This window comes from Streptomyces iranensis (genome assembly GCF_017874715.1).
GTDB classification, from domain to species: domain Bacteria; phylum Actinomycetota; class Actinomycetes; order Streptomycetales; family Streptomycetaceae; genus Streptomyces; species Streptomyces iranensis.
On the sequence record NZ_JAGGLR010000002.1, the window covers coordinates 202,154 to 213,462 of the forward strand.

Annotated in this window: 14 protein-coding genes and 1 pseudogene; 7 read left to right on the plus strand and 8 right to left on the minus strand. The window is 71.1% G+C overall.

Annotation, left to right across the window (positions count from 1 at the left end):
- The first annotated feature begins 7 nt into the window (after positions 1-7).
- Positions 8-2,389, plus strand: coding sequence for a bifunctional salicylyl-CoA 5-hydroxylase/oxidoreductase (locus J2Z30_RS04500; protein ID WP_044578857.1), 2,382 nt, complete (start codon positions 8-10; stop codon positions 2,387-2,389).
- Positions 2,390-2,418: 29 nt separating this feature from the next.
- On the opposite strand, the gene J2Z30_RS04505 is transcribed toward J2Z30_RS04500, so the two are convergent.
- Positions 2,419-3,594: an epoxide hydrolase family protein gene (locus tag J2Z30_RS04505; protein WP_044578855.1), complete on the minus strand. Its 1,176-nt coding sequence runs from the start codon at positions 3,592-3,594 to the stop codon at positions 2,419-2,421.
- 35 nt (positions 3,595-3,629) lie between these two features.
- On the opposite strand from J2Z30_RS04505, the pseudogene J2Z30_RS51640 reads away from it, so the two are divergent.
- Positions 3,630-3,980, plus strand: a pseudogene (locus tag J2Z30_RS51640) (hypothetical protein); the annotation flags it as partial.
- Here J2Z30_RS51640 and J2Z30_RS04510 read toward each other — a convergent pair.
- Genes J2Z30_RS04510 through J2Z30_RS50745 form a run of 4 tightly spaced genes read right to left on the minus strand, consistent with a single transcriptional unit; the run spans position 3,881 to position 5,494 of the window.
- Entirely contained in the window at positions 3,881-4,465 is a 585-nt protein-coding gene (locus tag J2Z30_RS04510; protein WP_052701727.1) for a CGNR zinc finger domain-containing protein, read from the minus strand. The pseudogene J2Z30_RS51640 and the gene J2Z30_RS04510 overlap by 100 nt on opposite strands.
- Positions 4,449-4,841, minus strand: a complete 393-nt coding sequence (locus J2Z30_RS04515; RefSeq protein ID WP_052701726.1) for a nuclear transport factor 2 family protein — start codon at positions 4,839-4,841, stop codon at positions 4,449-4,451. The genes J2Z30_RS04510 and J2Z30_RS04515 overlap by 17 nt, the downstream gene beginning before the upstream one ends.
- Before the next feature lie 2 nt (positions 4,842-4,843).
- Positions 4,844-5,329, minus strand: coding sequence for a hypothetical protein (locus tag J2Z30_RS04520; RefSeq protein ID WP_052701725.1), 486 nt, complete (start codon positions 5,327-5,329; stop codon positions 4,844-4,846).
- A gap of 36 nt (positions 5,330-5,365) precedes the next feature.
- Positions 5,366-5,494, minus strand: a complete 129-nt coding sequence (locus J2Z30_RS50745; protein ID WP_281062637.1) for a hypothetical protein — start codon at positions 5,492-5,494, stop codon at positions 5,366-5,368.
- 18 nt (positions 5,495-5,512) lie between these two features.
- On the opposite strand from J2Z30_RS50745, the gene J2Z30_RS04525 reads away from it, so the two are divergent.
- Positions 5,513-6,136: a gluzincin family metallopeptidase gene (locus J2Z30_RS04525; protein ID WP_209468550.1), complete on the plus strand. Its 624-nt coding sequence runs from the start codon at positions 5,513-5,515 to the stop codon at positions 6,134-6,136.
- A gap of 39 nt (positions 6,137-6,175) precedes the next feature.
- Here the strand turns inward: J2Z30_RS04525 and J2Z30_RS04530 are convergent, their stop codons facing one another.
- Positions 6,176-6,790: a response regulator gene (locus J2Z30_RS04530; protein WP_044578851.1), complete on the minus strand. Its 615-nt coding sequence runs from the start codon at positions 6,788-6,790 to the stop codon at positions 6,176-6,178.
- A 28-nt stretch (positions 6,791-6,818) separates the two neighbouring features.
- Here J2Z30_RS04530 and J2Z30_RS04535 point away from each other — a divergent pair, with 28 nt between their 5' ends.
- Positions 6,819-7,034, plus strand: coding sequence for a hypothetical protein (locus J2Z30_RS04535; RefSeq protein WP_209468551.1), 216 nt, complete (start codon positions 6,819-6,821; stop codon positions 7,032-7,034).
- 159 nt (positions 7,035-7,193) lie between these two features.
- On the opposite strand, the gene J2Z30_RS04540 is transcribed toward J2Z30_RS04535, so the two are convergent.
- Both J2Z30_RS04540 and J2Z30_RS04545 read right to left on the minus strand, forming a co-directional pair.
- Entirely contained in the window at positions 7,194-8,117 is a 924-nt protein-coding gene (locus J2Z30_RS04540; protein WP_044578847.1) for an RNA polymerase sigma-70 factor, read from the minus strand.
- Between the two features lie 43 nt (positions 8,118-8,160).
- Positions 8,161-8,634, minus strand: coding sequence for a carboxymuconolactone decarboxylase family protein (locus J2Z30_RS04545; RefSeq protein WP_044578845.1), 474 nt, complete (start codon positions 8,632-8,634; stop codon positions 8,161-8,163).
- A gap of 231 nt (positions 8,635-8,865) precedes the next feature.
- Between J2Z30_RS04545 and J2Z30_RS04550 the strand changes: the two genes are divergently transcribed.
- From J2Z30_RS04550 to J2Z30_RS04560, 3 genes are all read left to right on the plus strand, one after another.
- Complete coding sequence (locus J2Z30_RS04550) at positions 8,866-9,405, plus strand: DUF2165 domain-containing protein (RefSeq protein ID WP_044578843.1); 540 nt, start codon at positions 8,866-8,868, stop codon at positions 9,403-9,405.
- A gap of 206 nt (positions 9,406-9,611) precedes the next feature.
- Positions 9,612-10,556, plus strand: a complete 945-nt coding sequence (locus J2Z30_RS04555) for a DUF1996 domain-containing protein (protein WP_044578841.1) — start codon at positions 9,612-9,614, stop codon at positions 10,554-10,556.
- A gap of 120 nt (positions 10,557-10,676) precedes the next feature.
- Positions 10,677-11,285, plus strand: coding sequence for a DUF305 domain-containing protein (locus J2Z30_RS04560; protein WP_044578840.1), 609 nt, complete (start codon positions 10,677-10,679; stop codon positions 11,283-11,285).
- The last annotated feature ends 24 nt before the right edge of the window (positions 11,286-11,309 follow it).

Here is an 11,309-nt window from a genome sequence, read left to right on the forward strand (position 1 = left end):
AACCCCCTTGAAGATCGCGATCATCGGCGGCGGTCCCGGCGGGCTGTACTTCGCGGCCCTGATGAAACAGCTCGACCCCGCCCACGAGATCACCGTCTGGGAACGCAACGCCCCCGACGACACGTTCGGCTTCGGCGTCGTCTTCTCCGACGAGACGCTCGGCGGCATCGAGAACGCCGACACCACCATCGCCCAGGACATGGCCCGGCGCTTCGCCCGCTGGACCGACATCGACATCCACTACCGGGGCGAGAGCCACACCGTCGGCGGCCAGGGCTTCGCCGCCATGAGCCGCAAGGAACTCCTCCGCCTGCTCCAGGAGCGCTGCCACGACCTCGGTGTCACCCTGCGCTTCTCCACCCCCGCCCCGGACACCGAGCGGCTGCGCGCGTCGTACGACCTGGTGGTGGGGGCCGACGGTGTCAACTCCCTCGTACGGGCCGCCCACGCGGAGGTCTTCCGCCCCTCCCTGGACCGTCGGCACAGCAAGTACATGTGGCTCGGCACGGACCTGGTCTTCGAGGCGTTCCAGTTCTTCGTCAAGCAGACGGAATGGGGCGTCGTGCAGGTGCACGGCTACCCCTACTCCGCCACCGGCTCCACCTTCATCGTCGAGATGCACGAGGACGTCTGGCGGCGGGCGGGCTTCGACGCCACCGAGAGGGCCGACTTCGCACCGGGCGCCTCCGACCAGCAGGCCGTGGCGCGCGTCCGCGAACTCTTCGCCGACGAACTCGACGGCCACCAGGTGTTCGCCAACAACTCCAAGTGGCTGAACTTCACGACCGTACGCAACGAACGCTGGCACCACGGCAACCTCGTGCTCATCGGGGACGCCGCCCACACCGCGCACTTCTCCATCGGCTCGGGCACCAAGCTGGCGATGGAGGACGCGCTCGCCCTCGCCGCCTGTCTGCACGAACACCCCGATACCGAAGGCGCGTTGACCGCGTACGAGACCGAGCGGCGACCGGTCGTGGAGTCCACCCAGCGGGCGGCGCAGGGCTCGCTGGAGTGGTTCGAGAACATCGGGATGTACGTCCACCAGGAGCCGACCCAGTTCTGCTTCAATCTGCTGACCCGCTCCCGCCGCATCACCTATGACAACCTGCGCACCCGCGACCCGGAGTTCGCCGACCGGGTCGATGCCGCCTTCGCCAAGGCACAAGGGCTGGGCAATACCGCACCGGCGATGTTCCAGCCCTACCGGCTGGGCGAGTTGGAGCTCAAGAACCGGGTGATCGTGTCGCCGATGGACATGTACTCCGCCGCCGACGGCGTGCCCGGCGACTTCCACCTCGTCCACCTCGGCTCCAAGGCCATGGGGGGCGCCGGACTGGTGATGACCGAGATGGTGTGCGTCTCGCCCGACGGCCGCATCACCCCCGGCTGCACCGGCCTGTGGAACGGCGAGCAGGGCGATTCCTGGCGGCGGATCGTCTCCTTCGTCCATGAGCGGAGCACCGCCCGTATCGGCCTCCAGCTCGGCCACTCGGGCCGCAAGGGCTCGACCCGGCTGATGTGGGAGGGCATGGACGACCCGCTGCCGCAAGACAACTGGGAGGTCGTCGGACCGTCCCCGCTGCCGTACGGCCCCGGCTCCGCCGTGCCGCGCGAGCTCACCCGCGCCGACATGGACCGGATCGCGGCCGACTTCGTGGCCGCCGCCCGCCGGGGCGCGGAGGCCGGGTTCGATCTGCTCGAACTGCACTGTGCGCACGGCTACCTGCTGTCCTCCTTCCTCTCCCCGATCGCCAACCACCGCACCGACGCGTACGGCGGCCCGCTGGAGAACCGGCTGCGCTTCCCGCTGGAGGTCTTCGACGCCGTGCGGGAGGCATGGCCCGCGGAACGGCCGGTGATCGTGCGCATCTCCGCCACCGACTGGGTGCCGGACGGCAACACCGAGCATGACGCCGTGGAGATCGCCCGCGCGTTCATCGCCCACGGCGCGGCCGCCATCGATGTCTCCTCCGGCCAGGTCACCAAGGACGAACGCCCGGCCTTCGGCCGCTCCTACCAGACCCCGTTCGCCGACCGCATCCGCCACGAGGTGGCCGCCGCCACCGGGGCCGCGGTCATCGCGGTGGGCGCCATCGCCTCGTACGACGACGTCAACTCACTCCTGCTGGCGGGCCGTGCCGACCTGTGCGCCGTGGGCCGCACCCATCTGTACGACCCGCACTGGGCCCTGCACGCGGCGGCCGAGCAGGAGTACCGCGGCCCCGGCGCCGCATGGCCGGTGCAGTTCGGCGCGGGCGGCCGCAAGCCCCCCACCGCGCGCACCGACGCCGTACGGCCCCGGCTGTCACTGCTCCGGCCCGACCCCACCGACCAGGCCGTTCATCTGCGCTGGACCCCGGCGCGTGCTCCGGCCCCCGTGCCCTGAGAGTGTGGAAGCGGTGCCGGAACCGGGTGTCAGCCCGTCGCCGCCGCCCGGTAGGGACGGAAGAAGGCGCGCAGCTCCTCCGCGTAGAGCTCGGGCTCCTCGAACGGCGCGAAGTGTCCGCCGCGCTCCGGCTCGGTCACCCGCACGAGGTTCGTGGTGCGCTCCAGCCACGCCCGCGGCGGGCGGACGACGTCGCCGCGGAAGAGCGAGAAGCCGGACGGCACCTCGACCCGGCGGGCGTGCTGCGCGGGCGGGATGGCGGCGTTGGCGTGGTACATGCGCATCGAGGAGCCGATCGTGCCCGTGAGCCAGTAGAGCGTGACGTTGGTGAGGATCTCGTCCTTGGTGTAGCACCGCTCGATGTCGCCGTCGCAGTCGCTCCACGACCGGAGCTTCTCGACGATCCACGCGGCCAGCCCGGCCGGTGAGTCGGTGAGCCCGACCGCGGCGGTCTGCGGCTTGGTGCGGTGCATGGCGGCGTACGCGCCCTCGGCCTGGCCCCAGCCCGTGACGACCTCGAACCAGGCGCGCTCCTCGGGCGTGAGGTCCGCCGGGTCGCCGGTGAAGACGGGCAGGCCGCCGTCCATGCGGTGCACGGCCGCCACCCGGTCGGGGTGGTCGAGCGCGAGGTAGCGGCTCACATGGCTGCCGATGTCCCCGCCCGCCGCGCCGAACCGCCCGTAGCCGAGGACGTCCATCAGCTCGGCCCACAGCCCGGCGACGGCGATGGAGTCGAGCGGCGGGCCGGTGGGCCGGTCGGAGTACCCGTAGCCCGGAATGTCGGGCACGACCACGTCGAACGCGTCGGCGGGGTCGGCGCCGTGCGCACCGGGGTCGGTGAGGTGCGGGATGACCTTCGTATAGCGCCAGAACGAGTCCGGCCAGCCGTGGCTGAGCACCAGCGGCAGGGCGGGCCCGGCCGGGGCGGTGGCCTTGACATGTGCGAAGTGGATCCCGAGGCCACCGAGCCGGACGCGGAACCGGGGCAGCCGGGCGAGCGCCGCCTCCTGCGCCGCCCAGTCGAATCCGTCCGCCCAGTAGGCGACGAGCTCACGGAGGTAGTCGAGGTCGGTCCCGAGCGCCCACCCGGCGTCCTCGGGCGCGTCCGGCCAGCGCGTCCCGCGCAGCCGCGCCCGGAGGTCATCGAGGGCGGCGGGGTCGGTCCGCGGGGTGAACGGCTCGGGTCGGGGCGGGACATCCGGCATGCCACGTACCCTACAAGCCACGACACCGGCCGCAGCCCCTGGACGTCCTGGACGACTTCCGCGGCTTCCACTTCGACACCGCGCTGTCCTCCAGCCCGGCCGCGCTGCCCACCTTGCTCGCCTTCGACCGCCCCGGACACGTCCTGTTCGGCAGCGACTGGCCCTTCGCGCCCACCCCCGCGGGCCAGTACTCCGCGAGCGGACTCGGCACCCGCCCGACGCACCGCCGCACGGCCGGCCTTCAGGCTCGTCCAGCCCGGTACCGGCTGAGAGCGGCGCGTGCGATTCAGGTCGTTTGGCGGCGGCGATACGCTTGCGTCTTCGCGCGGTTGCCGCACAGCTGGGGTGAGCACCATTTGGCCCGGCCCGGACGGGAGTTGTCGTAGAAGACCCACTGGCAGTCGGGGGCCGGACACATCCTGAGCCGATGCCAGGTCCCCTTCACCGTGGCGGTCAGCGCGGACATGACGATGTGCGCGAGGGCGGTGTCCACGGGGTCGGCCGCGATGGTCAGGTGGGCGCCGTGGCCCGCGGTCAGTGTGACGTGGAAGGAGTAGCCGACCGCGGCGTCGCCGCCCTGGCCGTCACCGTCCACGTCCTGGCGCAGGGCGGCCCGCAGCGCCGTGCGCAGCTCTCGGGCTCTGGTCAGGTGGCCCTGATGGGCCTTGGTGTCGGGGGCGTCGCCCACGAGCAGGTCATGCTCCCGCAGCCAGCGCTCCAGATCGACGGGGGTGGCGAGCGCGTCGTGCTCCGTAAGGCGCCGCCCGTGCGCGACGAACCCCCGGCGGTCCTCGGTGTTGGCGAAGTGATGGAGCAGGGCGACGCCCGCCGGGAGGCCCTCGACGTCCTCGGCCCTAGTCGGTGGCAGCATGACCGATGTCTCCGTGAACGCGCCGGTAGGCGTCCTTCACCCGGATCCGGTCGCCGTCGAACTCAAACATGTCGCAGCCGTGCACCTCGTGGACCTGGCCATCGGCATCGGTACCGGCGTAGGACCACTGGGAAGCGCCCCGGTTCCCGGCGATGAAGGCCACCCCGCCGGGCCGCGATTCGAGCCCCGCGTCGTAGGCGAGCATCAGCTCAAAACCCTTGCGCACCTCGGCGCGTCCGCGGAAGGTCATGCCCGGCTCCGGGCCGACGGACGCGCGGAACACACAGTCGTCCGTCATGAACTCCATCAGCAGGTCGAGATCCTTCCGCCGCCATGCCTCGCCGAAGCCCGCCAGCCGTTCCAGTGTCATCCCCATGACTAGACCCTTTCCGTGAAGCGAGCGGTGAGATAGGCATCCGTGTTCGGGCCACCGGGGTTGGCGAGCACATGGCGCAGCCATGCCCGGCGTTCGAAGTCGGTGACGGCCAGCTCCCAGACGCAGCCGATGGCCTCACCGGGGTGCGGCGTCAGCGCGTCCGGCCGCTCCAGGGGCGCCGAGAACAGTCGCTGATGGATCTCGTTCTCCCCGTGCCACCAGTCCACCAGCGCGAAACAGCGGTCGGCCGCGTCATGCGCGACGGCGAAGGCGATGCCATAGCGGCTGTCCGTCCGGGCCGGGCTGGGCAGCACCGAGGCCGCGGCCTCCACGGTCGCGGCCACCAGCGCGGGACGCGGCACTTCGGCCCACGCGCTGATGCCGTACACCTTCACGGCCCATTCACCGACCGTCTCCAGGCCCAGGAAGCCGATGGCCCGGGGGCGATGCGGCTGCCGGAGCACGACCGATCCCTGTTGCGCACTCATGGCCCGCCCTCCTTCACGACGACACGTGTTAAACAATTAGCAGGTGTCCTCACCCTCGCGCAACACATGCCACCAGGACCGGCCGCCGAGGCTGGTCCGGTCGTCCTTTCGGCCGATGCCGATGGCCATGAACCCGCTGTCCGGGTGATCCACGGCCACCGCCATCCGGGCAACCCTGGGCTCATGGCTCGTCACACACGGAACTCAACCCTCACGCCGTGGATCGTCACGGCGCTGGCCACCGCCCTGACGGGTGCGGCCGGCTGCACCCCCGACGCGGCGTCCGCCGGTGAGACCCGCACCCCCGCGCCCGGAGCCGCCGGAATCGGGGACAAGCTGCACCCCGGCCTCGGCAACGGCGGCTATACGGTGCGCCATACCGCAAACGAGGGCCACGCCGTCTACTACCAGAGCCTGTGGGACCAGGTGAAGGGCGGTTCCGAGCCGGCCGACGGCATGAAGAGGAGGTACCAGGATTCCGCCGCCCAACTGCGCAAGCAGGGGCCGGTCGCCAACCCCCGGCCCGGCGCCTTCACGCCCGAGGACATGGCTCCCTACGGCTGGGGCGCCTATCAGGGTGGCGCTGTGGCGTTGTACGCGCTGCGGCAGAAGGTCGGCGCGGCCACGTTCCAGCGCATCGAGCGCGCCTGGGTGGCGGAGCACCGCGACAGCACGGCGGGGACCGCCGACTTCATCCGCCTGGCGAGCCGCGTCGCCGGCCGCGACCTAGGGCCGTTCCTCCGGTCCTGGCTGTACGCCGAGAAGCTCCCGGCCATGCCCGGCCATTCCGACTGGCACACGTCCTGACGGCCCGCGGCGGGCCGTCAGCCGGGCCGCACGCCCCGGCTAACGGGCGCGCACCGCTCCGGTGTCCCAGGCCCAGGCGGCGATCTCGACGCGGTTGCGGACGGTGAGCTTGGTCTGGATGTTGCTCAGATGCGTCTTCACCGTGGACAGCGACAGGTGCAGTTCGGCGCAGATCTCCTGGTTGGTGCGGCCCACCGCCACCAGCCGGGCGATGTCCAGCTCGCGGCCGGTCAAGGGGTTCGTCCGGGTGACGCGGCGGGGGCGGCTCGCCCATTGCCGGAGCAGCCGCACGGTGACCGCCGGAGACACCATCGCGCCACCGCGCACGGCCGACCGCACCGCCTCCACCAGGAGTTCGGGACCGGCGTCCTTGAGCAGGAAGCCACAGGCTCCATTGCGGATCGCGGTGTCCACGTAGTCGTCCTGGTCGAACGTGGTGACCACGACGACCCGCAGCGGATCCACCACTCCGGGCCCGGCGAGCAGCCGGGTCACCTCCAGGCCGTCCAGGTTCGGCATCCGGATGTCGACCAGGCACACCTCGGGACGGAGCCGCCGAGCCGGCTCCACGCACTCGGAGCCATCGGCGGCTTCGCCCGCCACCTCGATTCCGGGCTGGGAGTCGCGGATCAGCCGGAACCCGGTGCGCACCATCGCCTGGCCATCCGCGATCAACACACGGATGGACGGTCAGCTTGGTCTGGGTGTGGGCGTGCTGTTCGACGGTGGCGATACGGCGGGCCGTGGCGCGGCGGCCGACCTGTGGCAGGGCACGGCCGTCCAGGGTGACCACTCGGTCCAGGTGGCGGTGGCCGCCATGCGGTCGGCGAGGCCGAGCGAGAGCAGGCGGGCCTTCCGGCGTTCGCGTCGTCATGGCCGGAGCCACCGCACGCGGTGAGCAGAAGAGCGGGGGCGAGCAGGAACGCCGCGGTACGGCGGGCGGAGCGGGTGGTCGGGGCTCGTGCGCAGAGCCCGGCCCACCGGATTCCCTGGCCTCGGATGTGGCACGACTGGCTCCCCGAGACTGCCAAGAGCGCCGAGCCGCCATGTCCCACGGTCATTTCGGCCGCCGCCGGGCCTGCTTCACCTCGCGGTCCACGGCCCAGGCGTCCCCGACCGGCCCGAGGTGGCCGAGCTTGTCGGGGTTGACCACCGTGCGAATGGTCTGGATCTGCCCGTCGAGCACATCGAGGACCAGGGTGTGGAGCACCTTGCCGTCCCGGTCGCGGAAGATCGCGCCGGGCTGGCCGTTCACCTCGCGCGGCTCCAACGACACATCGATCCGCAGCAGCCAGGGGAAGACACCGCCCAGCAACCGCGCCACGTTCTCCGCGCCCATGACGGCCCTGGCCAGCTGCGGGGCCTTGCCGCCACCGTCCCCGACCAGCCGCACATCGGCGGCCAGCAGCTTCCGCAGCCCGCCCACATCGCCGTCCTTCAAGGCGTCGAAGAACCGCGTGGCCAGCTCCTGCCGCTCCTGCCGGTCCGCCGCGAACCGAGGCCGCCCGGCCCGCATGTGGCGCCGCGCCCGCACCAGCAGCTGCCGGCATGCCGCCTCCGACCGCCCCACCGCCGCGGCGATCTCGTCGAACCCGAAGCCGAACACCTCCCGCAGCACGAACACCGCCCGCTCCAGCGGGCTGAGCCGCTCCAGGAGCAGCAGCGCCGCCATCGACACCGAGTCGGCCAGCTCCACCGCCCGAGCCGGATCCTGGTACGGATCGCTGAGCAGCGGCTCGGGGAACCACGGGCCCACGTACTCCTCCCGCCGCACCCGCGCGGAGCGCAGCACATCGATCGAGATGCGGGTCACCGTGGCCGACAGATACGCCTTGGTGGACGTGGGCCGGGTGGCCGAGCCGTCGAAGCGCAGCCACGTTTCCTGCACCGCGTCCTCGGCCTCGCTCACACTGCCCAGGATCCGGTAGGCGATCGAGAACAGCAGCGGCCGCAGCTCCTCGAACTCCTCGACCTCGCTCACGCCGATTCCCCCCTGGACGACCGGCCGGACGGGCCGGCGCCGATCAATGGAACTGCCCGGCCCGGTAGTTACCCGCCGGCTGCCGGGTGATGACATTCAGCCGGTTCACCATGTTCATGAACGAGACCAGGATCACCAGGGCGGTGAGCTGCTCCTCGTCGTAGTGCTTGGCGGCGTTCGCCCACACCTCGTCGCTGACGCCACCGGCCGCGTCCGCGACCCGGGTCCCCTCTTCCGCCAGCTCCAGCGCGGCACGCTCGGCGTCGGTGAAGACGGTGGCCTCCCGCCATGCCGCCACCAGGTTGAGCCGCACGGCGGTCTCACCGGCCGCGGCGGCTTCCTTGGTGTGCATGTCGAGGCAGCCGGCGCAGCCGTTGATCTGGCTCACGCGCAGCGCCACCAGCTCCTGTGCGGCGGGCGGCAGCGACGAGTCCCTGACCGCCTTGCCCGTCGCCATGACGGACTTGAGGACCTTGCCCGCGGTCGGGCCGGCGGAGTAGTTCAGTCGGGCGTCCATGGTGTGCTCCTCCGTGGTTGTCAGTGGCTACACCCCTGAGACGGGGTAGCCCGACCCCCTGTGACATGGACGGATGTGACCTGCGTCTCCCCGCCACCGGGCCCACTGTTTCGCGTTACCGGGGTTGATGAACCCGGATGGGCAGCCCATTCCAATGACCGCTGTGATCCCGGCAGTTGTACGCTACGGCTCGGTCCGATCAACGGAATACAACGGGGAGACAGAGTCATCGTGAGCGAACGAGCCGGCAGAATACGTTCCCTTCGTCCCTACTCCGCCGTCTCGGGGGTGCTCACCGGGACGATCGCCCTGTACATCGCGCTTGTCGCCTTCGGCAACATCACCGACTTCGACTCCAATCAGCAATTCGTCCGCCACGTCCTGGCGATGGACACCACGTTCAAGGACGACGATCTGATGTGGCGGGCCATCAAGTCCACCGCGCTCCAGGACGCCGCCTACGTCGCCATCATCGTCTGGGAGAGCGCCGCCGCCCTGGTCCTCCTCGCCGCGACGGCCATGTGGGGCGCGGGATTGCGCGGAGGCAGCGTGCGCCGCGCCCGTCAGGCCAGCACCGTGGGGCTGCTGATGCTGATGCTGCTGTTCGGGGCCGGGTTCATCGCCATCGGTGGCGAGTGGTTCGCCATGTGGCAGTCCAAGCAGTGGAACGGGCTGGAGGCCGCCACCCGCGTCTTCCTGATCTCCGGGATCGTGCTGCTGCTCATCCACCTGCTCGCGACCGAGCGGACCGAGCCCGGCTCCACGGACTGACCGGAACTCCACGGGCTCGAAGGCGACAACGGACAGAGCGTTACGGACAGAGCGTTGCCGCGGACTCTTGACAGTGACCCAAGTCACCTTTAACGTCCGCAGCAACGCTCTGTGAGAGCGCTCTCTCGACGGCCCCGCGTGACCACACCGCTGGGCTCCCTCTCCCGCTCTTTCGCTCTTCCCGTGTGCGCACGGAAAGGAGAGTCATGTCGCCTACACCCCCGCGCTTCCCGCCGTTACGGCGCGTCCTCGGCCGCTGGCGAGGTCCGGGTGTCGTCCTCGCCGCCGCCGGCCTCATCCTGTCCATGCTGTCCACCGGCTCGGCCAGTGCGCGGGCCGAGCTCCGCGCCACCGACAAGGCCGCGTCGAGCCCGCGGAGCGCCAAGGCACCGGTGCGGGTCGCGGAGTTCGTCGCCGAGTGCCCGTTCACCCATCGGCTGCCGGACGACCCGATCGTGTTCCCCGGTCTCCCCGGCGCGTCCCATATGCACAGCTTCTTCGGTAACGACTCGACCAACGCACACACCGATCTGGCCGCCCTGAAGAGGGGCAGGACCAGTTGCAGCCCGACCACCGACCTGTCGTCGTACTGGACCCCCACCCTCTACGCAGGCGGCAAGGAGGTCGAACCCACCGGCACCACCTTCTACTACCTCGGCGAAGGCGTACGCGACGACGTCATCGCGACCATCAAGCCGCTCCCCCCGGGGCTGCGGATCGTGGCGGGCAACGCCAAGGCCACCGGGGTCGGCGACCCCACGTCCATCGCACGCTGGTCGTGCCTGCACCACGGAGAGGTCAACCCCTCCAAGGACTTCGTGAACTGCCCGTCCGACTCGATGCTGGAGTCCTACCTCGACTTCCCCCAGTGCTGGAACGGGAAGGACCTGGACTCCCCCGACCACAAGAGCCACATGGCGTACCCGGTCGGTGGCCAGTGCCCGGCGACCCACCCGGTGGCCGTGCCGAAGCTGCGCCAGGTGCTCCGCTACCCGGTCAACGGCGACCCCGCGCGGCTCAAGCTGGCGTCGGGTGCCGGATACACCATGCATGGTGACTTCTTCAACGCCTGGCCCGAGGACGAGATGGCCCGGCGGGTGCGTGACTGCATCAATGTGATCGTCAAGTGCGGCGCCGACGGCCGTCCCTGATCGAGAAGGAGAACGCACAGCCCGGCAGGGCGACCCCGTCCTGCCGGTGGGCGGAGCCCCGTGACGGGGGGGCTCCGCCCACACCCACACCCACGCCTACGAGAGACGAGGGGAGTCGCCATGAGGGCGGCCACCGCCGCGCGGCGCGCGGCGTCCGCAGCGGTACTGGCGGTACTGCTCACCGCGGGATGCGGCGAGGGCAGCGGGAAGCCGTCGGGCGAGGCGCGGTCGACGTCGTCGGCGGCGGCGCGGCACCCCGCCACACGGGCCCCGGGCGGGCAAGCGACGTCGGGGACGTTCAACTCCAGCGACATCGGCTGGATCCAGCTGATGATCGCGATGGACGACCAGGCGGTGCTCCTGCTGGGCCTGGTCCCGGGCCACTCCTCCGACGCGGAGGTGGAGAAGTGGGCGAAACCGGTGGCCACCGCCTGTCGCGGCGAACTCGCCCGGCTGCGGAAGCTGCTCGCCCGGACGGGCGTACCCGACACCAATCCGCACGAGGGGCACGACATGCCCGGCATGGTGACGGAGGACGAACTGCGCACCATCGGGCGGGCGAAGGGCACCGCCTTCGACGCGCTCTTCCTCGCGGCGATGCGCGAACACCTCGACCAGGCGGCGAAGATCGCCCACTCGGAGCGCTCGGCGGGCGCCGACCCGGCCACCAGGAAACTGGCCGCGAGCGTGGAGCGGACGTCGCGCACCTGGCGCACCGGCCTCCCCTAGCGGCTCGGGAAGGCGGCCCCACGG

Excerpts from the sequence above, each read along its gene's own strand:
- J2Z30_RS04505 (WP_044578855.1), bottom strand. The coding sequence starts at position 3,594 with ATGCCGGATGTCCCGCCCCGACCCGAGCCGTTCACCCCGCGGACCGAC.
- J2Z30_RS04510 (WP_052701727.1), bottom strand. The coding sequence starts at position 4,465 with ATGCTGCCACCGACTAGGGCCGAGGACGTCGAGGGCCTCCCGGCGGGC.
- J2Z30_RS04515 (WP_052701726.1), bottom strand. The coding sequence starts at position 4,841 with ATGGGGATGACACTGGAACGGCTGGCGGGCTTCGGCGAGGCATGGCGG.
- J2Z30_RS04520 (WP_052701725.1), bottom strand. The coding sequence starts at position 5,329 with ATGAGTGCGCAACAGGGATCGGTCGTGCTCCGGCAGCCGCATCGCCCC.
- J2Z30_RS50745 (WP_281062637.1), bottom strand. The coding sequence starts at position 5,494 with ATGGCGGTGGCCGTGGATCACCCGGACAGCGGGTTCATGGCCATCGGC.
- J2Z30_RS04525 (WP_209468550.1), top strand. The coding sequence starts at position 5,513 with ATGGCTCGTCACACACGGAACTCAACCCTCACGCCGTGGATCGTCACG.
- J2Z30_RS04530 (WP_044578851.1), bottom strand. The coding sequence starts at position 6,790 with ATGGTGCGCACCGGGTTCCGGCTGATCCGCGACTCCCAGCCCGGAATC.
- J2Z30_RS04535 (WP_209468551.1), top strand. The coding sequence starts at position 6,819 with ATGGACGGTCAGCTTGGTCTGGGTGTGGGCGTGCTGTTCGACGGTGGC.
- J2Z30_RS04545 (WP_044578845.1), bottom strand. The coding sequence starts at position 8,634 with ATGGACGCCCGACTGAACTACTCCGCCGGCCCGACCGCGGGCAAGGTC.
- J2Z30_RS04555 (WP_044578841.1), top strand. The coding sequence starts at position 9,612 with ATGTCGCCTACACCCCCGCGCTTCCCGCCGTTACGGCGCGTCCTCGGC.
- J2Z30_RS04560 (WP_044578840.1), top strand. The coding sequence starts at position 10,677 with ATGAGGGCGGCCACCGCCGCGCGGCGCGCGGCGTCCGCAGCGGTACTG.